This is a genomic window from Undibacterium sp. 5I1 (assembly GCF_034314085.1).
Lineage (GTDB): Bacteria > Pseudomonadota > Gammaproteobacteria > Burkholderiales > Burkholderiaceae_D > Undibacterium.
This window is the reverse complement of the sequence record NZ_JAVIWI010000001.1, coordinates 2,443,622-2,468,706: the sequence shown is the minus strand read 5'-3', so window position 1 is coordinate 2,468,706 and position 25,085 is coordinate 2,443,622. Positions and strand designations below refer to the sequence as shown.

Below are 25,085 nucleotides of genomic sequence, written 5' to 3'. Positions count from 1 at the left end.
GGTAGTGGGTGCGGTGTCAGCGGGTTGTCAATGCGGCGTCAAAATGACGACGCTGGATTCCGGCTAAGACCATGCCGGAATGACCCAAGAAACCAACTGCTTGTTATCGGATAAGAGTTTTAAAAAACCGGCCCAAAATTCCGCCCCAAATCTCCGCGCCCCAAATCCCATCAATCCCAATCAGCGACTAAGAATTTTTCACTTCGCTATTGATTGCTGATAGCAGTCTGCCAGTCGCTGGTAATCATAAAAATAGCTGTCTTTGGCTACACGGGCTTTGTCGCAAGATGGTTTGAAACCAGTCTCCTTCTCGTTGTACAGCATCCGGATTAATACTTTTCCGGCATCATTTTTGTAGAGATCCCATTGAATATTCGCGGCCATCGGCGCGACCTGTTCACCACGCCATAAGTTATTGGAATAATCGTAAGCAAGATTTTTTGGCTGTGGTGTCGCCATGCCCGGTACACCGAGTAAGGATGCTAGCGGGATAATGGTTTCGGCATGGGCAAATCTTAGTTTGGCTGCGTGTGCGTAATTCCCCGCCGCGATGAGCTTGGCTTCAGTGAAAAAGTCATCGAGCAGCGTTTGCGCCATCCGCCAGGTGACTCCTTTGGCTCCGGTAAAGCCAGGGCCTTTACTGTAGAAGGTAAGTGCATCTTGTACAGAGGCAAAGACTGCGGCTTGCTCGGCGGGCATGTATTGTGAGAAGTTGGTATGCGCCTCATCCGGCATATCGGCCGATGCAGCATACAGGTCATACAAGGCCAGCGCGGCATCCAGTGCTGAGGCGATTACTTCATTGCCATCGCCTTTGAGCGTGCTAACAAATTTACCATCAGTACTCTTGTATGTGACCGTGCCCTCGTTGCTCGCGCGATAGCGATTCTGGTTTAGCCCCGAAATAAAGGCGGGTGTGAATAAACGTTGCAGTACCGTCTTTGCGGCGACGGCCAGACGCGGTTGCGCCAATATACTGGCTTCTGCTTTACTTAACTCATTACTATCCAGATAGGTCTGATAAGACTGACTTGCTTGAAAGGTCGGAAATAGCGGATCGGCTGGATCGCTGACCAGATCCTGTTTTTGGCTCAGTTTATGGAAGTAGAGTAAGAAGCGGTCTGTACCTGCTGGCCGGCTGCGATGATCTTGTTCTGCACCCGGTGCAAGAGACGCCGGATAGGTCACGCTGGAGGCGAGGCACGCTTGTTGCGCGATTAAAGACTGGGTAAAGAAATAACCGCTATCCACTGCGCGGTCTTTGCCAGACGTAACGACCACAATTTGGCGTGGCGCTTTGTCTGGTGTTGCACAATCCAGACTCTGGAACAGCGTTGGCAGACGCTGGCGCAAGCGTTGCGCCAGTTGCGTGTGTTCTGCGATACCTAACTGGGTTTCATTGCCGTAGCCTGGCTTGCTGATGCCAGCGACGCCATATCCCAGCGAGGCATTGGCTTCCATGACTCGCTGAATATCTGGCCCCAGTTCTGCTCCCAATGATGTCAGCGCTTGCTCCTTTTCAGCTAACTTCCATAGGTTATAGAAGGCGAGGTCGACCTTCATCCCAGTCAAACCCCGTGAGCCATGTCTTGCCAGCATTTGTGTATAAACTGGCTGATAGCCCTGTGGCGCGGCCTCATAACTAGAAATGGCTTGCTGAGGTTGGTAGGGTGTTTTGGTGCCGTAATACGCTGGCTGCGCGCTCGCCGTGTTGAGGGCAAGCGCGGATAACAGGATTACTTTAGTACAGTTAATGATCATATTATTGGCTTAAAAGTCTACGCGGGCACTCAGGCTGACTGTCCGTGGTGCGCCGACATTCAGATAGTTCTCCTGATAGTAAGTCCAGTATTTACGATTGGCAATATTGGATACATTCGCACGTAAGCTAAGAAATTGTTTGCCAATCCGTGTGCGGTAATTTAAACCTGCATCGAACAATTCATAGGCTGGTAAGGTATTAACATTAGCCGCGTCCATCGGCAATTCACCCAAATACTGGGTTCCTGCATGCAGCGCCAGACCGGGCAGTGCCTCTGGACGCCATGTCATCTGCAATGATGCCTGACGGCGTGGGGCTCCTACAGCGAGCTTACCACTATAGCCAGGTGCCGCATTTTGCAGAGTCGCGTCCAGCAGCATGATGCCGCCTTCTATCGATAGATTTTTAGCTGCTTGCACCACAGAATTAAATTCCAGACCTTGATAGCGGTTCTGCCCATCCGTTACAAAAATATTTGCGGCATTTGAGTACTGTGCGTTGCGATCAATGCGAAACAGAGACGCGCTGGCATTCCATACCTTTTGCTCGGTTTTGATGCCGATTTCGGTCTGCTTACTTTGCAATGGCGAAAAGATTTGATTGGCGTTGATTGCTGATGTTGGTGCGCTAGCTGCTTGCTCTAGCGCTTCAACATAGCTAGCGTAAATGGTGGTATTGGCCATTGGCTTATACATGACCGCGATTGTTGGCGTACTTTTACTTACTGGATAGTAGGCAGTGAAGATCCCCTTAGTGTTATACGAGGTGTCAGTAAATCGTGTATAGCGCAGACCCGCAAGTACTGACCAGTCATCGCTGAACTTGATGGTGTCGCTGGCGAAGCTTGCTTCTTGCCGGGTATGCTCATCTTCGTACTTGCCGCCACTGTAGTTGACGCTGGCCACGTTAAGGATGGTTGGGGAATACAAATTGCCGACGCCCAGATAGGTTTTTGGAGTGACTACCGATGATGTCGATACCAGGTTTTGCGACATGATTCCGGCGACTATATCGTGTTGCAGGAAGCCCGTATCAAACTTGCCGTTGATGCTGGCTTGCACCTGATCAAAATGATAGCCGTGTAATTCTGAGGTGACCCGGTCTCTGTAATTGCCGCTGTTGCTAGTGATGTAGTACTGATCTTTTTTGTAGATACGGGTAGAGTCCGACAGACGGTAAGAGGCGTTGGCAGTCCAGTTTGGCGCCAGACGATAATCCAGAGCAGTGGTCGAAATTAAATAATCGACATCGCTTGCCGCGCCGACACTATTTAAGCGACTTCCGCCATCTATTGGCGAGGGTACAGCGAATAACGGTGAAATCACCACATCAGTGCCGCCAACAGTCCGGCGACGCTGGTAAATCGTGTCATATGACAAGGTCAGATCATTGGTCAGGCGTCAGTCCACATTCGCGCTGCCTGCAGTGCGATTGATAGAGCCGCTTTCTGCAGCCACGCCGCCATCTTCGTGTAATAAGTTGAAGCGATAGCCGAATTCGTTGTTCACACCAGCGTGACCGCCGATATCAAACTGTTCCTTGATTGCACCACCTTGCTGGTAACCCAGGGTTGCACTAAAGCTGCGTTCGGTGGTCGGACGTTTGCTGACATAGTTAATAATGCCGCCTGGCGAACCAAAGCCGTACATAAAGCCGGATAAACCCTTCAGCGCCTCAACGCTTTCAAACATCTCCAGCGGCATTTCGGTACCGCGATTGATATTCGCCAAGCCGTCGATTTTGTAGCCGTTCAGATCGTCCAGCCGCAAGCCGCGCATTTGTATGGTGGCCGGATGTGTGCTGATAGGTGGGCTGATCGCGGTGACTGACGCGTCATATTTAAATACTTCAGAGACACTGGTTGCCAGCCGATCTTCGATTTCATCACTGCTGACGGCTTTGGTCGAGAAGGGCGTGTCCAGCTCCGAACGGCGTCCCAATGCGCCGCTGCTGACGCTGTCGCTTAATTTTTTCTTTTCAACATTTGCCTTGATTACTACTTGAGCGGTTGTGCCGTTGTCACTATTGTCAGTATTTTCAGCTGCGATAGCCATCGTCGTTTGTAGTGAGGCGGCGCAGAAACCAATATGTGCCAATGCCAGATAGATGCGCGTGTAACGCAGATTTTTTATGGAAACAGAATGAGAAGTCATAGGTGTCAGTAAAGTCAGTAAAGTGGTTAGCACGCCGTTGGCTAATCCCGATGATGAATTCAGTTTGGCAAGCGCTTATTTTGGAACGTGCAATATAGTCAAAACATATGACAGGGGTATGAATTGATGCCGTGACTGCAAAGAGATGCTTAAGTCAGGAGAAGAGTTTGCAGGATGCTTTGATATCAGAGCAGAGTAGGCGTTTTGGACGATTCATATTGCCGCCGGCACTTACAGGCTGTTGCGGCCAATTGTGGATGGTCTGTGGATCGCTTCTATATCGTTTGTAGATCGCTTGTGGCTGAGTGCAGACTCTTGGCCGGGACAGGCGATTTAGCCTGTCCATTTTAACTGGTTGATTAGACTTCCTTGCTTTTTAATCAATAAGAAGATTTAAATACTCGTAGGTAGTATTTTTTATTGTCCAAAGATAACCTAGAGAATAGACCGATTTTATGAAAAATGAGGGGGAGTATATTGAAATTGGCTTCTATTTCAGCAGCTATTTACCAGTTTTAAAGAAAAAAATGGTACTTAATCTCCGCGCTTAGTTTGTTTGTTATCGCTGTCCAATTTCAATTCAATTTCACCTCAAATAACCCATTTGCCGGATTAATTTGCTGATCAAGCAGCGCCATCCACCAGACTTACCCAGTCGCCAGATTTGCCACCGTGTTTTTCTAATACGCGGATGTCGCTCATTACCATGCCGCGATCCACTGCCTTGCACATATCGTAAATCGTCAGTAGGCCGATTTGCACCGCGGTAAGCGCTTCCATCTCTACCCCAGTTTTACCCAGAGTTTCTACTTGCGCATTGCAATGGATGCTGGACTGATCAGTGTCAATGCTAAAATCCACGGCGACTCTGGTGAGCGCCAACGGGTGACATAGCGGAATCAGATCAGCGGTGCGTTTAGCTGCCATGATGGCGGCGATGCGGGCGATGCCGAGAACATCTCCCTTTTTTGCTGTACCTTCAGCGATGATGGCAAGTGTCCCCTGTTTCATGCGGATAGTGCCGCTTGCAATGGCGATGCGGTGGGAGTCTTTTTTTTCTGCAACATCGACCATATGTGCCTGACCTGTAGCATCAAAATGAGTTAATGAAGGAGTTAATGCGGGAGCTAAGGACGGCGTCAGGCCGTCGTTGTTGTTTGAAGTCATGAATTTAGTATTAGCAATGAGTATTAGAGATTAATCTCGCCGTCGAAAATAGACTTTCTTTGAAACAGTTTAAGAACTAATTGATTAGCAAAGTATCATAGCATCGTGAAACTAAAACGCCCATCATTCCGACCTAAAACCTTATACGCCGCCATCTTGGCCGCCGTCTGTTTGTTTTCGGTATCCAGCTCATCAAATACCAGTTTTGCGCAAAATTTGCCCACTTTAGGAGATACCGAAAGGGAAGATTTATCCCCTTCGCTAGAGCGTAAATTGGGCGAGCAAATTATGCAGAGTGTGCGCCGTGATCCGGATTATATGGATGATGGACCGGTAGCAGAGTACCTCAATAAGCTAGGTAATCTGATGTTAGAAACTCGTCCTGATGCACGTGGCGAGACAATGTTTGATTTTCAGTTTTTTGTCGTACGCGATCCGGTTCTGAACGCGTTTGCCTTGCCGGGTGGTTTTATCGGATTCCATTCCGGCTTGATTTTGGCCTCGCAAACAGAATCAGAATTAGCGTCTGTCATGGGACATGAAATTGGCCACGTAGCACAGCGACATATCGCCAGGATGATAGGCAGCCAGCGGTTGGATTACTTGATCCCTCTGGCATCGGTTATTTTGGCAGCATTGGCCGCCAAGTCCAGTCCCGATGCAGCAATGGCGCTAGTGGTTGGCGGGCAGGGGGTTGCGATCCAGCGCCAATTGACCTTTAGTCGTGAGGCCGAGCGGGAGGCCGACCGTATTGGATTTCAGATCTTACGTGATGCTGGCTTTGATACCGGTGGCATGGTCTCTTTCTTTGGACGTTTGCAAGTCGCAACGCGCAATTACAACGACAATGCGCCCCCTTTTTTGCGTAGCCATCCACTCACCAGCGAGCGCATGGCGGATATCCAGTCGCGCATGGTCGATCAGCGTTATAAACAGCATTTAGACAGCTTAGAATTTTTGCTCACCAAAGCCAGAGTCAGAGTGCTGCAAAATGATACGACTCAAGGTTATATTGATGCGGCTACTTTTTTTGATACGCAATTAAAAGCCGATCAAAAAGATGAAAAACTAGCCGCACAATATGGACTCGCTTTTATTGCCCACAAACAAAAAGAGTTTTCTAAAGCCGCCAGCTTATTGGCTAGCTTGATCAAACAGATAGATCAATCTCCAACGCAAAAAACGGCACTCAATAAAACCAGTATGTTTGTCAGCCTGGATATCGATATTAAAATCGCCAACAAGCAAGCCGACGCCGCAGTCAAGGCAGCTGAGGCGGCAATGCAGCAATTCCCTTTATCGCGTGGTTTGGCCTATCAGTATGTTGATGCATTGCTGGCTGCGGGCAAAGAGGAAGATGCAGCACGGTTTTTACGCGATCAGGCGCAGCTGTATCGACAAGATATTAAGGTGCAAAATTTGTTGGGCAAAGTCTATGCAGAGCAAGGTAAGCAGGCGCTGCAACATATTGCGCTGGCGGAAGGTTATGCATTAGAGGGAAGTTTAGCGCCAGCCTTGCAGCAGCTAGACATCGCCCGTCGCTCACCCGATGCGCAATATTACGAACAGTCGGTAATCGATGCCCGCGAACGTGAATGGCAAGAGAAGCATAAGCAAGAATTAAAAGATGAGAAAAAAAGGTAGAGATATCTGATGGCTTTATTTGGCTTACGACAGTTTCTCATTTAGCCAATCAGCTCTCCTAAGCTACATTTGTTGTCCGTAAAACGGAAAATCTGGATTAACGCTTATTTGCCTTGGTCTCCAGATATCCATAAGATCAATTCATCCATCGCCGGTCGCGCTTTTCCGGCTTTTTCATCATTGATTATGGCGACGACGATCCATAGCTTTTCATGACTGTCTTTGATGTAGCCTGCGATCGACAGGGTGTTTTTTAAGCTGCCTGTTTTGATCCTCGCGCGTCCTTCCACAGGACTATCCTTGAGCCGTTTTCGCATCGTCCCATCTACTGCGACAATCGGCATACTGCTGGCAAATTCAGGAAACCAGTTGCTATGGCTGGCTAATTGTAATACCTTGCCTAGTTGTCTTGCCGTAATTTTTTCTGTGCGAGACAAGCCTGATCCGTTTTCGAGAATCAAGCCTTCATCAGTAATCCCTTTTTTGCTAAACCATTGCCGTACATGCGCATCTGCGGCTTGCAGGGTAGTGGCGTAATTTTTAGCTTCAGAGAATTCTGCCCCTAAACTTAAATAGAGCAAGCGCGCCATGACGTTATCAGATTGCTTATTGATTATTTTGATGGTGTCGGCCAAGGTGTCCGACTGGCGCTCCACCAAGATGCTGGCAGTCGCTGGCGTAAAACCATCTTTAACATGACCAATCCAAGTACCACCTATTTCTTGCCATAGCTGCTGTATCAGATGTTCTATGTACCTGTTTCGGTCGAATATATTAGTGTATTTGATGGCCTTACAGTTTCGGGGGAAATTGCCGATCAACGTCACCGTAGTGCGGTTGTTATCTACTTCTACCGTAGGCGGTATCCAGATATTTTCCCAACTAGCACACGGGCTGTTATTTAGTCTAAGCTGATTTTTGATGATGACTTGGGCCATCGGCGGAAAGCTAAGAATTTTGATGTTATCGGACGTAGATTCAAACTCAAAGCCAGATAAGTTGGCGTTAATCAGCAAGGCGTCTGGTATCACGTTGTAGTAGGTATCCGGCTTTTCATCAAACTGAACGATGTCCGCATCTAATCGATCCGGCTGGAAATAATGCCGATCAAGCACAATGTCGCCAATGATGTTGCGTATACCCTGACCACGTAAGGTACGTAGCATTAAACCAAGTTTATCCCATGTTAAGTTTGGATCACCACCACCACGTAGATAGATATCCCCGAGTAGCTCACCATTTTGTCCACCATTCAGATCTGATGGCAGACCCGTTTGCTTGATGGCGGTTGTACTCAATATTTGCGTTTTCCAACGAAACGTCGGCCCCAATTCTTCCATCGCTACTAATGTTGTTACCAGTTTGATGGTAGACGCTGGACTGACCGCGATATCGGGTGATAGTAGTAGCGTCGCAGGTCCGCCATCTGCCGGCATGACCACCATACTCAAGCCGTTGGCAGGTACCCCGACTTTTTTAAAAGCTAACTCCAAGGAAGACGGCAGAGCATTCTGCGCAAATGCATGTGTGGCTATCAAGCTGAGCAATATCAATGAGTTTGTTGCTATGGAATTGAAAAAGTATCGCATTAGGATAGGTGAAATGGGTTTGACGTCTTACTGTTTTTGAGTCACAGTTTATTTAGGCGGCGCTACTATCTACATTTGCTGGCAATAAAGAAGTTTAATTGCTATATCAAAAAAAATAAAAAAGCCTTGGATATACCAAGGCTTTTTTGCTTTATCGTAGTGCCATTATTTTGTTATTTTATTACTTAAAAGTTTTAAAATATTTTAATTAGTGACACTTAATAAGTCATTGATTTGTTCAGTTATTTAATGGTGGAGACGGCGGGAATCGAACCCGAAGTTCACTCAGTAACCACGGGCGTTATAGGGAAACTTGAGAGATTGTCGCAAATTTGTCGCATGCAACACTCCAATTCCATATCACTCTTCCAATAACCTCGCGCGCAATGCCTGTAATTGCGCAGCCCATCTCCCAGGTTGAGCTGCTTTGAATTTCTTTAAATTTTCTAATTTCCAACGCAGTGCCGGCAACTCTTGCACTTGCGGGTGGCTCAGCAAATTCCACTCGGGCTCTGCCTCGGCCAAAGTGATAAGGAAACGGCGGTGCTCAGGAGTCAGTAGTTTATGAATGTCTTGGCGCAGGCGACTGCGAGTTATAATTAGTTCGTGCAATGGGGGTGGCTCCGCTTCCGTCATTCCAACGAATTGTTCTTCGTAGATTAGGTCTAGCACTTGGTCATTTCCGTACAACACTTCATGAGTTGGTCGATTGTGGCCGGCAAGGTAAACGACGAAACAATCGAGCAATTCAGGCGTGATACCTTCATTCTGATACAGTAACCAGACGTCGAATAAGTCTCGTGGATGTTGGCGGTCTAGGGCCGCCACTAGTTTGCCTGCGTATAATTCAGCAAGGTCAAGAATAGGGGCGTGCACTTGAACTTCAAATTGGCCAATGACCGCATCAGAGACAGATTGATTTTCACGTACCGGCAGAACCGTTCCTCGAAAAACGGTGTTAACTTCGATTTTTAGTGTCAACCCGTCTGTGCCTTCCATTATTAGTAGTTTTGATTCTGGGTCGCTGCCTACTTTTACTGGCTTTGCTTTCAATCCCCTGGCTTCCAAGCGCGATGCTATTGCTAGCAAACCTGAAGATATCTGTGTAAAGGCCTTGTCTCTGGGCTGGGTCCCGTTGAGATATACTAGGTCAATGTCCACGGATAGCCGCGGCGCCTCTCGCACAAAGAGATTGATGGCCGTGCCACCTTTGATGGCAAATAGTTTGTCAACGAAAACGTCCGGGATTACGTCTAACAATAAGCGGACTGTATTGATATAGATGGCGTCTAACATAAATTTTTTAAGGTGAGTAGTGTTCCGTCTTGAAGTCGACGCGTCCAACGTGCGTCTCCACCTAAATGCAAATTGAATTGAGTCCGTAGAAGTTGTACATCGACTACCTTCGTTTGTTCAGCAAGATGCAAGAATAATCTAGTAGTCTTGACCCGAGAGCAAGCTACTAACAAGGCTCCAACCATGTCCAATCGCATACTGGTAAAGGATTCGAAGAGATTTTTAGCTTCTTCCAAATCTTGGCTGACCCCAACTTCATCTAGCACCTCTAGCAAGGCCCTCTCTCTATTTGATACGAATAGGCCTTTGGCATGGTCGGCTAGATTAGCGTAGCCCTGATTACTGACTGTGGAGCGGAGTTTGTCCGGGTTAAATATTGCTCGCTGATAGTAACGTGCGGGAAATCGCGAAGTGAACCACTCGGGTAATACATAGCGCTGTGTTCCCCAGAGATATAATTTTGGTCGTGAGCTGACATTGTGTCGTATGCCCTGCCAAGACAGGGCAGTCTTTCCTCCAACATGAAGCCCGGGCGCTTGTTTTTGCAAAAACAATAGACATGCGTCCAATTGCAAGGCGTCGTTAGGGAAGGCGTAAGTTCCTTGGGTTAGTCTTTCTAGCCAACCGCTTTTGGCATATTTTGCAGCGAGATAGGGCGAGATGCCCTGAGCCGCCAATTCGGATAGTCCAAAGGGCTGGCCATGTGGTAGCTGAATTAGCAATTCTTTGATTAACGAATGTTTTATATTTGAACTCATGGTTCAATTATCCATCAAATTATAAACATACTATATTAGTATGTTTAAATAAAGCTGAAAAATTTAACTCAGAGTTAAAACATACTACAAATAGCAAACTGATGTGTCCCAGCGGGCCTTGTAGTAAATAAAAAATTTTACATCTCAAAGCTCAACAAGTTGTCCATTTTGGATGGAAGCCTATTACTTCCAAAATTCCCAATTCGATTTGCAGAACTTCACCAGCATCTTTTCGTAGGGAGAATCGGGCTTTATGATGTTTACCGTGTCCGGAGTATTGTCTTCTCAAATCAATTTATTGTTCTTGTAGGTGAGGATATGCAAATACTGAAACGTCCTATTTTTGCAATCGTACTTCGTCAATGCTAAGATTTGCTGCTTTGGTAAGTTGTCATTTCTGACAAATGTGCCATTTTCAAAATAATCCGTAGGACCGCCGAACTCCATTTTCTGCCAAACAACAAATGTATCTCCTTCCCTGCGAATAGACGACGTATCGACGACGTACGCCTCCGGAATGTTTTCCCATGTGGCGGCTTCTGCCTGAGCGACAAGCAGTGACACTGCAATTCCAACTATTTTTGTGAGCATGTCGTCCTTTTTGTATATTTAATTGTTTAAGGAAATTAATTAAACATAACCTTTTTTATTATGTCATATTCCTGCGAGAGGCTACTGCAAACGGGATGTGATTTATCTAATTCGTTTATTATCAATGTACTTAGTCGCATGCCATATTTGTTCTTGATGCAACAATGGCTAAAAGTAAAGGGGCTCTCATGACTGTAACTATCCAAGTAATGCCGTTCGATGATGATAAAGACGTCTCGTTCCAGTCTATTCAGCTTACGCATGTTGAGTGCCAGGCCGGTTCGATTACGAAATATCGCAATCCCACGAGCGATGACTATACCTTGCGCTGCTCTTGCGGCTTGGAGGTAGTGCTGTTCGGAGACAGTTGTGCAATGGAATGTGTTAAAAAAGTCGCCATAGGAGCGCAGAGTGCGTCACTTGAACCAGGCTCTTATTGCTGCAACCGAGAAGTAGTAACCGTATTTGTCACAACCTAACCCGAAAAAAATGAAAAAACGAATTGCTTTGAGTAGCCTAATACTCGTTTGTATAATTACCACTACTCTCGTCGGCTGCAACGGCGAAACTGAGTCTGCGACAAAAGGAAAAGTACAGCAAAAAGTGTTAGAACAGTCCTTGGCAGACGCTATTAAAGTGCATGGTTGGGAGGGCTTAAATACACTGGCTAATCAGGGGGATAGTCGGGCGCAGTTTTTTATTGGTGTTGCCTATCTCACCGGTGACGGAATTCCCAAGAATCACATCGAAGCCAGAAAATGGATTAGAAAGGCGGCGAATCAAGGGGTAGCAAATGCCCAATTTCTTATGGGTATGCTGACCCAAGCTGACATCAAGACAGCCCGCCTTTCTGAGGTGATATCTTTATTTGCCAATGCCTATATGTGGTTTAATTTAGCCGCGGCACAGGGTCACGAGGAAGCTAAGGAGAACCTAGCAAATCTTGAGTCCAAACCCACAGCAGAAACTGTTCAGGCAATTAAGAAAGGTCAAATATTAGCATCTAACTGGCGCCCTTGTCTTACTGCAAGCTGTTGGGACTACGAGCCACCCGTAGATAGGATAAAGTTAAATGCTGAACGGTGATAAATCAGGCTTAACGAGAAAATATACGAGGCTCAAACTGCCCTCATTTATTAATTTCTATGTATTTCTGGCAGATGCCTCTACATCTATCGCACCCTATACCATCACAGAGAGATTTACCCATCCGTTCCAAATCCGGAAAGGTAAAAGTAATGTGACCAATAGATTTTATTTGCATATCTATTTCAACATTATTTCAAAATTAACTTCTTAAAAAGGCTTCTCCACTTATATATTGAAGTGACTGGAATGTCCTTGATGGCGGACAGGAGGGGCCACCGTTCAGTTAATATTGCCCGATTAACCATTGCGCACAAGCGAACTAACTAAGAGAGCGCCGCATTCGACCGCGATGGTGTTGAGGATGCCTTTGGTTGATGAAATCAGAAATAAAAAAGCAACAGTAATCCAAACGAGAGTAATTTTGCGCCGAATCATCTAACGAGGAGCGAATATCGTTTGCATATCAAAATAGTCAAATTTTTTATAGGCAATCAATGGACGCTCATGGCTGGCGAAGTAACAGCATGGAACGACCAAGAAATCAACACACTACCTATCCGCTGGGAAGAAAAGTAAAAATAAATAATGTCTGCCATATGCATACTTCGCAAAGCTGGATAAAAGGTCTTTGTGATTAACAGAATTAAGTTTTGATTTATTTTCCCTAAAAAAGCCTTAGCGGAGAATCTTTCCCAGCTAAGGCGTAATCAAAAATTTTGAAACTAATGAACAACCATCAATAGGCAACGTTCAGTCTAGAAAATGCATTTCACTAACGTAATAGAAATATTTAACAACTTTTATTACAATTCAAATGTATCGTCGTCTTGCTCATATTCTTCATCGTTCATTAGGTCACCATCTTCAAGGAAGTCATTGCTATCGGCGGTGCTCTGTCGTTTGTCCATCATTTCTCTTAATGAACGCCATGCCGAGCTATTCATTTTGGCCAAATTTTCTCCTGCTGAGTGGTTTACCTCATTCATCCAACGACCATAAACCTTGACTAGCATAGTCCAATCCGCATGTCCCAATTGCTCTGCTACATAAAGTGTGTTCTCACCGGATGACAGCATTACAGACGCAAAGGTATGCCTGCAGTTATAAGGGCGGCGATATCGTACCCCTGCTTTTTCGGCTGCTGTTTTAAAACGGGTCCGAATTTTAGACTCGTTTGTCCACATACTATTAGTGTAAGGATTTGGGAAAATCCATCCTTCACTTGCACCGGTAAGCTTTAATTGTGCCTCTAACGCTTCACGTGCCGGAGCACATAATTTTACCCAGCGTTTTTTATCAAATTTTGGTAATTTAAGATGTCCTCTGGAGAGTGACCTGCGCACAAATATTTGACCACTTTCCCAGTGCACATCCGACCACCGCAGCGCTATGAGTTCACCGGTTCTCAGGCCAGTCCAAAGCCAAAAAATCATTTGATTTAAAAATGAGCCTGAAAATTGCCTTAGTAATGCATCAATCTCATCTGGAGAAAACGGCTCCACGATAATATTGCTTTCGTTATATTGACGATTACCGACTATAGGGAGTGGGCCGTCCAGTTCCGTTTTATCTAGAGCCTTGTTTGTTGAAAATGTTTTTTGATTTTTTAACGGGCGAACTTTAGTAAATGGGTCAAAAGGTATTTTTTTAGCATCTGCCATCCTGGACATAGCGCCACGCAACGGTGTCATTAAATTATTTACCCGTTTGATACTAATAGTCTTCCCCGTGTTTTGGCCATTTTGGATTAGTAACCAATTTTGCAAATTTTTTATAGATAGGTCATTCAGTTCAAGCACGGATAAATCGCCTAGCAGTCCTCCAGATTTTGGCCTATCAGAATTATCGATTCCATCCAACGCTGCTGCTGGAAATTGCTTTAAACGGGTAGCATCCTTTTTATAGTCTATCCCAGCGTTGTGTCCTACCGCAGAGACAGTCACGTCGAGCCACTCGTTGAGCGCGGTAGAAATCGTAACTATATCGTTTTGTAAAGCAAGGTTGTGGGAAGTATTTAATTTTTTAATAACTTTGCTATTTGGAAATTCCTTATCATAGTCAAAATTCCCAAGGCTGATTAATTGTTGAACCCTTTCGCGTTTTTCCATTGCTTTTTTGATATTTCCAGCAGTGGGCGTCCCTCTAATAGTTTCGTAATATCGAGTTCCCTCGAACATAAATTCGATTTGTACGCCGTTGGCGCTTCGTACAGTGACGCCCTTCGGAATTGGTGTGTTCGTCCCAGGAAAAAACTTTGTCCCCTTTGTAACTAATACATTTAATTCCAACGCCGTTAATCTCAATTTGGCAGACTTTTCTGCAGAAATACCCTTAGACATGGGAGCCCCCCATCCATAGGTTAACTGCTGTCACATTAATAACAATGCGGTTATCTGGAGCTTTACGCCAAAGTACCTCCTTCTCCCATTCACGGCGCTTTATTTTTGCTCTTACTGCGTCCTCGCTATAGCCTTTGAGTTCACAAAATTTATTTATTAATACCCAATTCGGTGTCATGACCTGCATTACTGTTCTCCTTAAAGAACCGTATAGCGTTTGAATTTTATATTCCGGGAATTGGGGGGGCGATGGCAGGTAGAATTTCTTTAAAATCAAGAAATTTTATAAAGGAGGGTGGGGAAGTGTTTAATCAATTTCTTATCGCATTTGTCGAATTTGCCGTTGAATCGCCTCAATTATGTAATGGCTTCCTATCAAGTCGACGTTTCCCTGCCGCAGGATTTTTTCAAAAAGGTCCACCGCTGACGGTGCTGCCGTATGGGGGCACAAGACCCCTTTTACCTCTCTCGTAGTGGCGTTGTAGTATGCCGCCGATAGTCCTCGACCTTCGTCCCAAAAAAGATTTTTTACTCCTGAGACGCCACGTTTTAGCGCAGACGCCCCCAGCGGAGTGAAACCCTCTTTCGCTTTAATTGTTAAATAGTCAATTACTTGGGATTGCCTCAAGTGCATTCCAACGCTGAGGTCCAGGCCGTGATGGGCAATGTTGACCCCCGTTTCGTAATTCACAAAATCGGCTCCTGCCCTTGTCAAAACATACATTTTTATTCCCGCATAGCCAGTGCGAGGCAGCACGAACCGCTGCGCGTGGAGTCGACGTAGGCACAGCGCTGCTTTGTTCCGAGCCACGTGCGGCGTGGAGCTGGTCCATACCAAATTACCAATTTGCTGCGTGCTGAGCCAGCCTAGCAGTGCTATAAATTTCAGCACTTCTGTCTCGTTCTCGCGTGCAATTCTAATGTTTGATTTTTGCTTTGTCGGTGTGTTCATTCGAGGGGTCCCCTGTTGCTGTACGTCCACCGTATAGACACCTCAACCCCAAGTTCAAAATCTTGCCTCTCGGAATTGCACAGAACCGCGAAAATAGTCCCTGTCGGGCCATTTTCTCTATTCCGCTAGGGCGGAATTTCTAACGTTGAGGCTACCCGCTACGCGGGCGGGCCCCACGCTCGTCTTCGCCGACCACGGGGCCCCCCCGCTACGCGGTAGCCGGCTGCGCCCCCCCCTAGCCTGGTCTCGCTTGGGCGAGACTCAGTGCCAGGCGGTCCCCGCGGGAGCTCTCTGGCGAGAGCTGTCCACTGTCGTGTACCCCGGCCTCCGCCGGTCCGCTGTGACGCCGTTGGCGGCGTCAAAATACTTTGCAGTTGTCTATTACGCAATATTACGTACTCATGCCATTACAGTACGTTAACCCTCCTAGGAGCTTTTTCTTAACGAAAATAAAAAGCTGTAAGGGCATAAGTTCGGGTGCTTAGGAAGGGTAACGCTGGTTCGCTGTCGCTCGCTAACGCTCCCTGTCGCTCACGGCCAAGGGTGACTTGGGTCACCCTGCGTGTTTATGGTGGGTAACGCCCAGTCGTTAACCTTCCTAGGAGCTTTTAACCTGTAATGGCATAAGTTCGGAGTTTTAACGAGGCATACCGTCGTCAGCACGATTTTTTTAACTTTCCCTTAACGCGCCGTCTTTTTTAATCTCCGTGCCTACACGTTTTGTAACTGCAGCAATTTCGCTGCAGTGCATCACCAGGAGAATTTTTATGTCGACTACCAAACCCCGTTTGTCGGTGACTCTAGACCAGGACAGCTACGACGTACTGACCATTTTGTCTGAGTTGCAGCAGCGGCCTCTGTCCGCTGTCGTCCGCTACGTCCTGTCGCTGTGCACGCCGTCACTGCAACGCCTAGTCGACGAGTTAGGAACGCTAGCGTACGTGGAGCGCACGACTACGGCGGAGCTGCAGTCAGTTCTTAACGGCTCTATGCTAAAAACATTCATTTGAGGTTTATTGTGATGAAAAACCAGCAAAAACCAGCTTTGTCCGCACATCTCGCTCCGGGATATGTGATGTTATCGACGCAACTTTTGAGCGACCCCCGTGTGAGTTCCCGTCAATTACCCGGTCTATTGCTCGTCTACGCTGCAGTCGCTTGCGACGCTGACGTACACACGGGACTGTGCCGTGCCTCGCAGGAGCGTTTAGCCGAGAGAATAGGAATGCATCGCAAAAATTTAGGTCCTCTGCTGCACATGCTAGCCGAATTAGGCTACCTCCAAATCGCCGAAAAAACGGGTTTTAACCGCGTCCGTAAAATCACTCTAACTGACGCAATAGCTGCTGAGTCCGCGGCATTATCGTCGCCCCTGCTGGAGGAATCCGAGGCGACTCTCAAATTAGTAGCAGGGCCTCCTGGTGTCGAGCCCAAAGCCCTAACGAACCGAATGTTGCCCAACGACCAGTATGCGGCTCGCCAACTCGCCGCCCGTGAGGCCCGCTACGGCATCGGCAACCACGCAGCCTACGTTGCCAGCCTGATATCTAAAAAATCGTCTAGGCTACCCGAGGGAGCGGAGCAATTTGCAGAACAGGCGCCACTGCTGGCAGCGCGAGAAGCGAAATTTAGTAGACGGCGCGCGCAGAATTCTAGTTCGGCTGCCGCTACTAGGGCTGACTACGACAAGGGATATGGTGATGTGTACTAGTACTAGGGGAGGGGGGCTTTTACCTAAATCTTGCAGTTTCCTCGTTTTGTACTAAAGTGTAAGTCCTGCCAAAAATTGGAGATTAAACGTGATAAACATGCTCAAATTTATAATAAATACGCTGAATTCTCCAGTTTTTTGCGTTTATGTGACAGATTATTCCAATAATGCCATCGCTGCCCCGGTATCGCCTTTTGTAAATTCCTTATCAGATGCGATGCCAGGCTTTGACCCATTAGCCTCAGTCCAGCTTAACAATTCGGTCAGTATGATTGATAATTGTTCTTTTGGTATTAACAATGCTACTCAATTTTGTGATTTTGATACGGCGATTCCGTTTGATTCATCTGCTTTTGATACTGGATTTTCTAATTTTGACTGAAATGAAGAGGGCCCCGAGGGGCCCTTAATTAGATTCTAGTGCAGGTCTCGCTCTGACTGCCTCACAGTCCCTAGCAGCTCGTCTAGCACCTCAAAAATCCCACTGAGACACAGAGGTGCGTCGTTTGTCCCGTCGGCCTCTTTAGCTCCCCAGCCCCGCGATTCGAGCGTTAGCATCGTGAGTCTTGTTGAATCGACAAGGGGTGCAATTTGTCTCGCTCTAACAATTGCCTGCTCCAAATCCGCTGCCTCGACACAGACGAATGGGTCGCCTCGAAGCGCATCTTCTCTCGAGCGGTAAATCTCAAAAATTCGTTTTTTCACGGTACCTCCTCACAGTTGACCTAATGAGTATAGGTACCTGTGCACCGTTAAAAAAAGACCCCGGGTAGGGGTCTTTAAGGAAATCAATTTATTATTTTTCTAACTCGACGGGCAGATTAGCTCGAAAAGTTTGCCCTCTAAGGCGCCCACTTCGATTAATAAAATGGCCTCGCCAGATGGCCTGTGCATAATCCCAATTACGGACTCATGCCACCGGCCGTTGACTCGCGGGTCCTCTTCGGCTATCGCGTCGCTGTCATGAATTCCCTCGATTCTCACGTCAAAATCGACATCGACGGCGTCTGTGTAGCTCTCAACGGGCAAGTCAGCAAATTTGATATTTTTGCCAGTCATTTGCCACCAGTTGCCACCCAATGCACTAGGCACAACGTCTGCCTCTATCGTACCGCTCAACACTAGCCCCATTGAAATTTTCCTTTTTGTTATCTTTAATGAAATTAATTTTCTAGCACTTAGTAAAACTACACAAAATGCTAGTGCAATAACGAGTTTGTCAAGTATTTAATTTCTCCGTGGAAATTTTTGTTGGCCTAAGATTACATTATGTATAGGTACTGACCATAAACAGCAGGCCAGTATCTGGTGCCAGATATGAAAAATAATCGGGAAATGAAGTTTAATCGCCCAGCAAAGGCAGGATATGCAGTTGATAAGCGTTTGCCCTAGCCTCCGAATAAACTTTCCTGCAAGGTCATGTGGCTCAGTCCGACAAGCGTGCCCACGGTTCAGACTCTCAGAGTCTTCGGGCTAAGTCTATGAAGACAGACTTGTCGCGGATGCTCAGACTAAATCGAATATGACACCAGGAAAGTCTGCTCTTGCATTCAATTTTTCAGCCCGCTATTCAAGCTCTAAAGCACTAATCCACTTTATAAGGAATCCTTATTCTGATTGTTATTGGAACTGTTGCTTGAGAATGCGGAGGTCCCAGCGACCGGTGGGCGGCTCGAGTCTGCTTCGCACTGCGCGTTACGTATCGAAAAGATTGGATGGGTTTTTAACCATTCATGAGCCCCATCGATATCCAGCTTCAGGCTCGCGAAGGAATTCTGCAGTAGTCGCTCCGGTAGAGCCCAGTCCCACTTCTCCTGCGTCAAATTATGGGCGTCAGCAAGTAGCATATTCGCTGATGGAGCCGGCATCGTGGCAATCTCCGCCAAACAGGCGGTCGCATCGACAACAGAATTCGAGGTTCCAAAAATTTCAAGCGCGGGGCCGACCAACGAGACGCTAAATCCCCTTGTACGAAGCATCATCGCCAGCGCCTCGTTCTTTGCATCACCCAACCAGGTGAACAACAAGTGCGTACTTCCCGCGCTAACGAACGCATTAGCCGCGAGTGAAAAGCGTGAATACGTGCTGCGTCCTTCGGCTATCAGCCGCTTGGCTGTTTCGTCGAGAAAGCCGAGGTCACTCCTTTCCTCGTAGAGCTCGCGCATACGCTGGCGGACACGGTCATGGATTGCTCCGCCGGGACTGTTGAAAGGTGGGGCCTTGCCGGTCTTGTGATGAGTCACGTAAATTGACTTGGACTCGTCATCGACTTCGTCCACGTGCCAGGTTTTTGCAGCAAACAGGATAAAGTCGCCGACGCTAATGGCACTAGATACCGGTATCGAGCCTAAGCTCTTAATGCCGGCCACGACGCGGAATTCTTCCTCAGCGCTGAACGCGGCGTAAAACGTGTAATGATTTACCAGCGGCGAGCCTTTGGCGCCGTGCAGAAGGACACCTGACGATTCCTGTTGCAGGATTTCGATGGCACCCAGATGTGAAATCAGTGCTACGAAGTCGCTCTTCGAGACGGACTCAAACGGGCCAGAACTGCATAGGGTTCGGTATGCGTCTGCCGCAGTTACCCCACCGCGTTGAGCGATTAGCGATAGTAATTGCTGCACAAGTGTAGACAGGTGCTGACCGCGTGCTCGCGGGGGTTCGAACCATCCTTCCAGCAGCAAGCTAATCATCGCCGTTAGTTCGAACATGCCCTCACGCAGTTGTGTCAGCACATGTGACCGGTCCGTCAGCTGTGATTCAATTGCATACGCGCGCAGGATGGCAGGCTCTCCTTTTCTGCGTCCTGACCTGCCAAGCCGTTGGCGTAGGCTAGCAACCGATGGGGGAGACCCAATTTGGGCGATGCTCTTAACTGCTCCGATATCAATGCCCAGCTCTAGCGTGTTTGTGCAGACGGCCGTGGCGTGGAGTTCTTTGTTTTTTAACGCTGACTCTGTCTCTTCACGAATCTCTTTTGAGAGGTTTCCATGATGCGGCCAGAATTCATTTGGCCTGCCGCTTTCTTCACATAGTTTCTGTAGCCCATACGTGTACTGCTCGACCTTCGAGCGGCTGTTTGGAAAGACGAGATTGTTCGAACCGATTAGCGTCTTGAAGAGGTGGCCAGTGATTGACTGGGATGCCTGCGATTCTGGAGATTGCTCTTCCAAGTCCGGGCTTGGTTCCATCTCGACAAAGCCCTTCACGACCAGCTTCAACTCGCCGCCCTCAGACTTCGATTCGATAATCTCGACACCGTCCTCTGAGGCAGGGCGCAGGAAGTATGCTGCCAGACGCATATCGCCTAATGTGGCAGAAAGGCCGATACGCGGAACCTGCTTGTTCGCAGCGAGTTCTATCCGGTGCATCAACGACTGCAGCTGCTTGCCTCGCTCGCTACCGATGAAGGCGTGTAGCTCATCGACGACGATATATTTTAGGTTGGAAAACAGAATCGGTGCGGAAAAACCTCTATTGCACAACAGCGCCTCAAGGGATTCAGGCGTGATTAACAATATCCCTGCCGGACGCTTTAGGAAGCGAGTCTTCGACGACGAGGAGATGTCCCCATGCCATGGCCATACAGCTACTTCAAGCGCCTCACAGAGGGGTTCCAGGCGCCCGAACTGGTCATTAATTAACGCTTTCAGCGGACTGATATAAATCACCAGGCCATTCTGATTCTCAAGTTGCAGAAGGTGTGTAAGCACTGGGAGCATCGCGGCTTCGGTCTTACCGGCAGCGGTTGCTGCAGCGACGATGACGTCGTGGTCTCCCGGCAGAATAGCGGGAATCGCGCGCTCTTGAGCTTCCCGCAATTCTTCCCAGCCCGCCGACCAAATCCAGCGGCGGATGCGTTCCTCGAGCAGTTCAAAAGATGATGATTGCTGGCTCATCGACTACATCTTAAAGCTGGCCAACTCATCGTCAACGTCAATCTCTGCGTCCGTACTGCCGCCAGTGTCCGGCTCGACGTCAACAACGTCAATCAGTGGTTTCCAATCCTGGCCCGGATTCTGCTCAAGGATTGCTAGCAAATTGATGAATGCCGTAATCGTCGTTCGCGGGGTACGGAAATAACTGTCACCCAGACGACGTGCGCAATGCGCCATAAACGGTGCGATGGCCTCATCAGGAAGCAGGTATTTTTCCGGCATGCCGAAGGCATAGACGTTACGAAGCTTAAGCAGCATGACGTAGAAGTCCTCGGGCGACAAGCTCGCTAGCCGTATTACGGGACCACTGAAATCGACGAGTCCAGACTTCGCAAACGTATTTTCAGCGAGCCGGCTCTGGAGGGCAGGGTAGCTAAATAAACCTCTGCGCGTGTCCATCAAGAATTCCGGTGTTCCGCCCAGGATAAATCCAAGCCCTTCAGCCGAGCCTTGGAGGGAGTCGTTCAGGATACGGAGAATCTGTTCGTAATTTGCGTTGCGCGCCTGCGTGTTCGACAGCTTGTAGAGGTTGACTAGCTCGTCCAAACACACCACAAAGCCGGAGTATCCTGCAAGGCGAACGAACCGTGCGAACAGCTTGAGTTGGTCGTAGAACGAAGCATCGTCAACGATGGTGCGTACGCCCAGCGCCTGACGTGCGTCGGTGCGGGTAGAGAATTCACCGCGAAGCCAGCGAATAGCATCGGACTTTAGCTGCTCGTTACCATCGTCGAAGCCTTTGCAGTAGCAAGAAATGACCTCGGCAAAGTCGAATCCGTTAACCATTTCCGTCAGATGCTCGAGTTTCGACCGGATGACCGCTCCAGCGGTCGTACCGGCAGCAAGTGCTTCCGTCCTCGCGGTCGCTACGAAACGTTCGACGATGCCGTTCATGGCGCCTCCGTCGGGCTTTGTCCTGGTCGATAGATTGCGCATCAATTCAGCGAATAGCGACCTTGCTTGGCCGCCAGTAGCATGCAGTCGGCGGTCCGGGTTTAGGTCGGCGTTTGCGGTGACGAGTTTGCGCTCCATCGCAACGGCTCGCACCAGATTGAGGAAGAAGGTCTTGCCGGCACCGTATTCACCGATGACGAAGCGAATGGTCGAGCCGCCGTCTGCGACGCGGTCTATGTCTTGTATGAGCGTTTCGATTTCGTGATTTCTACCGACTTGAATCAGGTGTTGGCCATGCCTTGGCGATACACCGGCTCGCAGGGATTGAATAACTGCATCGCGGTCTTTGGGGCGAATAGTTGTTGTGCTCATTGCGTTAGGCTCTCTATCATTTCTGCGTTGATTTCTATCGGGTCATTGCCGTCGGTGAATGTTGTGTCCAACTCGTCGAGACTCGCTTCGTTGAGTTTTTCTAGTGCTCCGTCCAGCATGATGTTCAAGTCCTGTGCCACATCCAGTAGTTCGGCCCGCTCCCAGGTTGAGCGAGAGACGAGTAAGCGGGCAAACGCGCTATGGCTCTCGTCCAGGCCGAGTATGGTGTTGGACTGCGGGTGTTCCGCACGAATTTCGGCGGGCGCTGATTCAGGTACTGTATCTTCTACAAAAATAGCTGCAAGGCGCTGGGCAATCATGTCACTCGATTCTTTGAGTGCCGCAATCTTTGACTGGTCCAAAGTAAAGCCGGGTGCACTAACACTAGGTGATTGAGCCGGCATCTTGGCGACGGCATGGCCTGCATGAATATCACTATAGGCAGTCGTGCGCTCCAAGCCTAATTGAAGATATATCTTCTCTAGCAGTTTGACTTCCTCTGGCAGTGGTACGCCGTCAGCTAATACCATGGCAGCGGCAAACGCCGCGATTGCCTCGCGAGTTTGCTGGTCGAGTAGCTCAACTTTTTTCTTGATGGATGAAAGCGCGACGGAACTGTTCACCAGCACTTGCGCATAAGCTTTTAGCCGAAGGCGCGACTCGATGTTGAGGTGGTTCCATTTGTCGATGTACAAATTGAGGTGATTGAGCTCGGCTTCGGAGAAGTCTCCATCGGCATGCGCAACGGCCGCTGCGAGTTCGACGCTTATCTTTGCCACCTTGTAGGCAGGGTTGTCCCTTATCTCCTGTGCGCGTATGTTAGTTTGGAATAGCACGAGAGGGTCCTCTGGTTTGCTGGCCCGATTGGAGCCAAGAACGTCCGGCTCAATACCAATTCCGCCCGCTTCGAGAGCGCTTGCCAGAGCTTGCTGTTTATCTTTCGTCAGTTCACCAGTGGCCTTGAACGTCGCGAATAGCTCTTTAAATTTTAGAACTACCAGCCCGTTGTTGACCTTTAGTTTGATGTCCCCTATTGCCTGACGAGAAGTGTCTGGCCAAAACTCGAGGGGTAGGGTTAGTACCGCTTCGAGGTCATGTCTTCCCTCGGGATTTCGTGCGAGATATCTGCTATATGGTTCGAGGAGCTTGGTGCACGAATCCACGACTGCTTGGAGCTTTTTGACGGGCGCCGTAAGCGCGGTAACGTCAGGGGTGTCTCCGAACTTCATGTCCACACCGGTTGAACCCATGAAGCCTCCGGAGGCGGGGCGATAGCTCAACCTGATTTTGGTTTTATTAGGTGCGATTTTCAGACCTTGCCCAAAGGCTTTCGCATACTCGCTAGCGAACAGCTTCTTGAACTCGTCGGAGCACCGTTGGACTGGGGTTTTACGTGAGATTGCAGGGTCTCGTTCGGCCCAAGCTAATGCAAGGCGCATTGGAATTGGGACTCCGTCGCGCACAGCCTGTCCGATGGCAACCCTGAGAGGTAGAGGCAGGCCGTAGGAGGGAGGCAGGTCACCTAGGTCTTCTACGTAGAGCCTAGAGGACTGGTTTGCTGCGTCCACTATTTCAATCAACTGTCCGCAGTACATTTTGAAGGAGTTTGAACCATCTGCGTACGTGGCGTATAGACGCTTCAGCTCAAGAGCTATTTCGGGCAGCTCGTCTTGGGCCTGCTTTTCTCGCAAAATGTCTAAAATTATCCGGCGTTCAAGTCCATAGAAATAAAGGAAGACGTAGCCGATATCGGCGTCTGGTGCGCTTCTGCCGTCTGCTAACCAGAGTAAATACGCACGACGAGCCTGAGGGGAAATATCCGAATAGTTTGGCCAATAGTTCGTGTGCCGTTCTGTGTAGTGTCCGTTTTTTGCGACATTCTTACGTGGGTCAATCAGCGACGGCTCCACTCCGCCATTCGCGGCTGTCAACGACGGCCCAACGTAGACTTTCCCTCCGGAGATTTCGATTCCTGCGAGTGTGATAGATTCAGACTTGTCCAGCCAACGTGCGGTTTTGAATTCGCTAGGTGTGACAGGTATTTTATAGTCATCGACGCGCGCTGGATTAGTGCTAGAGCTAAATGATGTAAGTTCATCCTCGACAAGCGGGGCTGCGTTACCGCCTGATTGTGGCTGGCTGACTGGCTGTGTACTCCATGTGCTACTTGTGCTGGTAGCTGGATAGGCTTGTCCGATGTGTGAAGGGCTAGGATTTGCTGCGGAGTGCGGGACGTTATTTCCTTGGGATTTTTGTGAGTGAAGATAGTACCTATAAATCGCATAGAACAACGCCTTCCGTTGGCCAACTAGCGCTGGTTCTACTCTACCATTTGTTGCTGTCAACGACGGCTCAACGTAGACTTCCCCTCCGGGGATTTCGATTCCTTCGATGGTGATAGATTCAGACTTGTCCAGCCGAAGTGCGGTTTTCAATTCGCTAGGTGCGACAGGTATTTTATAGTCATTGACGCGTGCTGGATTAGTGCTAGAGCCAAATGATGTCAGTTCATCCTCGACAAGCGGGGCTGCGTTACCGCCTGATTGTGGCTGGCTGACTGGCTGTGTACTCCATGTGCTACTTGTGCTGGTAGCTGGATAGGCTTGTCCGATGTGTGAAGGGCTAGGATTTGCTGCGGAGTGCGGGCCGTTATTTCCTTGGGATTTTTGCGAGTGAAGATAGTACCTATAAATCGCATAGACCACCGCCGCGGTGACGAAGAACGGCCAGTACTCAGCAACGAGTTTTGCCAAGACAGCTAGCACGGCCACGACGATTACGATGGCGGTAGCTAGACCACCGTTTCCCTTACGCTTTGCCAATCCATTCC

Annotated in this window: 20 protein-coding genes; 5 read left to right on the top strand and 15 right to left on the bottom strand. The window is 48.4% G+C overall.

What is annotated here, in order from left to right:
* Positions 1 to 198 precede the first annotated feature (198 nt).
* The 4 genes from RGU72_RS10910 to moaC form a co-directional block, all read right to left on the bottom strand.
* Positions 199 to 1,761, bottom strand: a complete 1,563-nt coding sequence (locus RGU72_RS10910) for a histidine-type phosphatase (RefSeq protein WP_322119746.1) — start codon at positions 1,759 to 1,761, stop codon at positions 199 to 201.
* A 9-nt stretch (positions 1,762 to 1,770) separates the two neighbouring features.
* Positions 1,771 to 3,141: a TonB-dependent receptor gene (locus RGU72_RS10905; RefSeq protein ID WP_322119745.1), complete on the bottom strand. Its 1,371-nt coding sequence runs from the start codon at positions 3,139 to 3,141 to the stop codon at positions 1,771 to 1,773.
* Between the two features lie 21 nt (positions 3,142 to 3,162).
* On the bottom strand, positions 3,163 to 3,915 hold the full coding sequence (locus RGU72_RS10900; RefSeq protein ID WP_322119744.1) for a TonB-dependent receptor plug domain-containing protein: 753 nt from the start codon (positions 3,913 to 3,915) through the stop codon (positions 3,163 to 3,165).
* A 624-nt stretch (positions 3,916 to 4,539) separates the two neighbouring features.
* Positions 4,540 to 5,082, bottom strand: a complete 543-nt coding sequence (gene moaC / locus RGU72_RS10895) for a cyclic pyranopterin monophosphate synthase MoaC (RefSeq protein ID WP_322119743.1) — start codon at positions 5,080 to 5,082, stop codon at positions 4,540 to 4,542.
* 105 nt (positions 5,083 to 5,187) lie between these two features.
* Between moaC and RGU72_RS10890 the strand changes: the two genes are divergently transcribed.
* Positions 5,188 to 6,726, top strand: coding sequence for a M48 family metalloprotease (locus tag RGU72_RS10890; protein WP_322119742.1), 1,539 nt, complete (start codon positions 5,188 to 5,190; stop codon positions 6,724 to 6,726).
* Positions 6,727 to 6,830: 104 nt separating this feature from the next.
* Here the strand turns inward: RGU72_RS10890 and dacB are convergent, their stop codons facing one another.
* The 4 genes from dacB to RGU72_RS10870 form a co-directional block, all read right to left on the bottom strand.
* Positions 6,831 to 8,264, bottom strand: coding sequence for a D-alanyl-D-alanine carboxypeptidase/D-alanyl-D-alanine-endopeptidase (dacB, locus tag RGU72_RS10885; RefSeq protein ID WP_322119741.1), 1,434 nt, complete (start codon positions 8,262 to 8,264; stop codon positions 6,831 to 6,833).
* Between the two features lie 411 nt (positions 8,265 to 8,675).
* The gene (locus tag RGU72_RS10880) at positions 8,676 to 9,611 is read right to left on the bottom strand and encodes a nucleotidyl transferase AbiEii/AbiGii toxin family protein (RefSeq protein WP_322119740.1); all 936 of its coding nucleotides are present in this window, start codon (positions 9,609 to 9,611) and stop codon (positions 8,676 to 8,678) included.
* Positions 9,605 to 10,369 carry a type IV toxin-antitoxin system AbiEi family antitoxin domain-containing protein gene (locus RGU72_RS10875; protein WP_322119739.1) on the bottom strand — a complete coding sequence of 255 codons (765 nt, stop codon included), beginning with the start codon at positions 10,367 to 10,369 and terminating at the stop codon, positions 9,605 to 9,607. Before RGU72_RS10875 ends, RGU72_RS10880 begins: the two co-directional genes overlap by 7 nt.
* 285 nt (positions 10,370 to 10,654) lie before the next feature.
* A complete protein-coding gene (locus RGU72_RS10870) occupies positions 10,655 to 10,960 on the bottom strand; it encodes a surface-adhesin E family protein (RefSeq protein WP_322119738.1) in 306 nt (101 codons plus the stop codon).
* Between the two features lie 188 nt (positions 10,961 to 11,148).
* On the opposite strand from RGU72_RS10870, the gene RGU72_RS10865 reads away from it, so the two are divergent.
* Positions 11,149 to 11,439: a hypothetical protein gene (locus RGU72_RS10865; RefSeq protein WP_322119737.1), complete on the top strand. Its 291-nt coding sequence runs from the start codon at positions 11,149 to 11,151 to the stop codon at positions 11,437 to 11,439.
* 10 nt (positions 11,440 to 11,449) lie between these two features.
* Positions 11,450 to 12,046: a tetratricopeptide repeat protein gene (locus RGU72_RS10860; RefSeq protein ID WP_322119736.1), complete on the top strand. Its 597-nt coding sequence runs from the start codon at positions 11,450 to 11,452 to the stop codon at positions 12,044 to 12,046.
* Between the two features lie 806 nt (positions 12,047 to 12,852).
* Here RGU72_RS10860 and RGU72_RS10855 read toward each other — a convergent pair.
* From RGU72_RS10855 to RGU72_RS10845, 3 genes are all read right to left on the bottom strand, one after another.
* Positions 12,853 to 14,388 (bottom strand): tyrosine-type recombinase/integrase, encoded by a 1,536-nt coding sequence (locus tag RGU72_RS10855; RefSeq protein WP_322119735.1) that lies wholly within the window; start codon positions 14,386 to 14,388, stop codon positions 12,853 to 12,855.
* The gene (locus tag RGU72_RS10850) at positions 14,381 to 14,575 is read right to left on the bottom strand and encodes an excisionase (protein WP_322119734.1); all 195 of its coding nucleotides are present in this window, start codon (positions 14,573 to 14,575) and stop codon (positions 14,381 to 14,383) included. The genes RGU72_RS10855 and RGU72_RS10850 overlap by 8 nt, the downstream gene beginning before the upstream one ends.
* A gap of 132 nt (positions 14,576 to 14,707) precedes the next feature.
* Positions 14,708 to 15,340 (bottom strand): hypothetical protein, encoded by a 633-nt coding sequence (locus RGU72_RS10845; RefSeq protein ID WP_322119733.1) that lies wholly within the window; start codon positions 15,338 to 15,340, stop codon positions 14,708 to 14,710.
* A gap of 1,021 nt (positions 15,341 to 16,361) precedes the next feature.
* Here RGU72_RS10845 and RGU72_RS10840 point away from each other — a divergent pair.
* Positions 16,362 to 17,051, top strand: coding sequence for a hypothetical protein (locus RGU72_RS10840; protein WP_322119732.1), 690 nt, complete (start codon positions 16,362 to 16,364; stop codon positions 17,049 to 17,051).
* A gap of 88 nt (positions 17,052 to 17,139) precedes the next feature.
* A complete protein-coding gene (locus RGU72_RS10835) occupies positions 17,140 to 17,433 on the top strand; it encodes a hypothetical protein (RefSeq protein ID WP_322119731.1) in 294 nt (97 codons plus the stop codon).
* Positions 17,434 to 17,855: 422 nt separating this feature from the next.
* On the opposite strand, the gene RGU72_RS10830 is transcribed toward RGU72_RS10835, so the two are convergent.
* From RGU72_RS10830 to RGU72_RS10815, 4 genes are all read right to left on the bottom strand, one after another.
* The gene (locus tag RGU72_RS10830) at positions 17,856 to 18,182 is read right to left on the bottom strand and encodes a hypothetical protein (RefSeq protein ID WP_322119730.1); all 327 of its coding nucleotides are present in this window, start codon (positions 18,180 to 18,182) and stop codon (positions 17,856 to 17,858) included.
* A 464-nt stretch (positions 18,183 to 18,646) separates the two neighbouring features.
* Positions 18,647 to 20,950: a DEAD/DEAH box helicase gene (locus RGU72_RS10825; protein ID WP_322119729.1), complete on the bottom strand. Its 2,304-nt coding sequence runs from the start codon at positions 20,948 to 20,950 to the stop codon at positions 18,647 to 18,649.
* A gap of 3 nt (positions 20,951 to 20,953) precedes the next feature.
* Complete coding sequence (locus tag RGU72_RS10820) at positions 20,954 to 22,255, bottom strand: ATP-binding protein (RefSeq protein ID WP_322119728.1); 1,302 nt, start codon at positions 22,253 to 22,255, stop codon at positions 20,954 to 20,956.
* Entirely contained in the window at positions 22,252 to 25,077 is a 2,826-nt protein-coding gene (locus RGU72_RS10815) for a TerB N-terminal domain-containing protein (RefSeq protein ID WP_322119727.1), read from the bottom strand. Before RGU72_RS10815 ends, RGU72_RS10820 begins: the two co-directional genes overlap by 4 nt.
* Positions 25,078 to 25,085 lie beyond the last annotated feature (8 nt).

What these genes read in the sequence shown, in the direction of transcription:
- RGU72_RS10910 (WP_322119746.1), bottom strand. Translation starts at nt 1,761, where the DNA reads ATGATCATTAACTGTACTAAAGTAATCCTGTTATCCGCGCTTGCCCTC.
- RGU72_RS10900 (WP_322119744.1), bottom strand. Translation starts at nt 3,915, where the DNA reads ATGACTTCTCATTCTGTTTCCATAAAAAATCTGCGTTACACGCGCATC.
- moaC (WP_322119743.1), bottom strand. Translation starts at nt 5,082, where the DNA reads ATGACTTCAAACAACAACGACGGCCTGACGCCGTCCTTAGCTCCCGCA.
- RGU72_RS10880 (WP_322119740.1), bottom strand. Translation starts at nt 9,611, where the DNA reads ATGTTAGACGCCATCTATATCAATACAGTCCGCTTATTGTTAGACGTA.
- RGU72_RS10875 (WP_322119739.1), bottom strand. Translation starts at nt 10,369, where the DNA reads ATGAGTTCAAATATAAAACATTCGTTAATCAAAGAATTGCTAATTCAG.
- RGU72_RS10870 (WP_322119738.1), bottom strand. Translation starts at nt 10,960, where the DNA reads ATGCTCACAAAAATAGTTGGAATTGCAGTGTCACTGCTTGTCGCTCAG.
- RGU72_RS10865 (WP_322119737.1), top strand. Translation starts at nt 11,149, where the DNA reads ATGACTGTAACTATCCAAGTAATGCCGTTCGATGATGATAAAGACGTC.
- RGU72_RS10860 (WP_322119736.1), top strand. Translation starts at nt 11,450, where the DNA reads ATGAAAAAACGAATTGCTTTGAGTAGCCTAATACTCGTTTGTATAATT.
- RGU72_RS10855 (WP_322119735.1), bottom strand. Translation starts at nt 14,388, where the DNA reads ATGTCTAAGGGTATTTCTGCAGAAAAGTCTGCCAAATTGAGATTAACG.
- RGU72_RS10850 (WP_322119734.1), bottom strand. Translation starts at nt 14,575, where the DNA reads ATGCAGGTCATGACACCGAATTGGGTATTAATAAATAAATTTTGTGAA.
- RGU72_RS10845 (WP_322119733.1), bottom strand. Translation starts at nt 15,340, where the DNA reads ATGAACACACCGACAAAGCAAAAATCAAACATTAGAATTGCACGCGAG.
- RGU72_RS10840 (WP_322119732.1), top strand. Translation starts at nt 16,362, where the DNA reads ATGAAAAACCAGCAAAAACCAGCTTTGTCCGCACATCTCGCTCCGGGA.
- RGU72_RS10830 (WP_322119730.1), bottom strand. Translation starts at nt 18,182, where the DNA reads ATGGGGCTAGTGTTGAGCGGTACGATAGAGGCAGACGTTGTGCCTAGT.
- RGU72_RS10825 (WP_322119729.1), bottom strand. Translation starts at nt 20,950, where the DNA reads ATGAGCCAGCAATCATCATCTTTTGAACTGCTCGAGGAACGCATCCGC.
- RGU72_RS10820 (WP_322119728.1), bottom strand. Translation starts at nt 22,255, where the DNA reads ATGAGCACAACAACTATTCGCCCCAAAGACCGCGATGCAGTTATTCAA.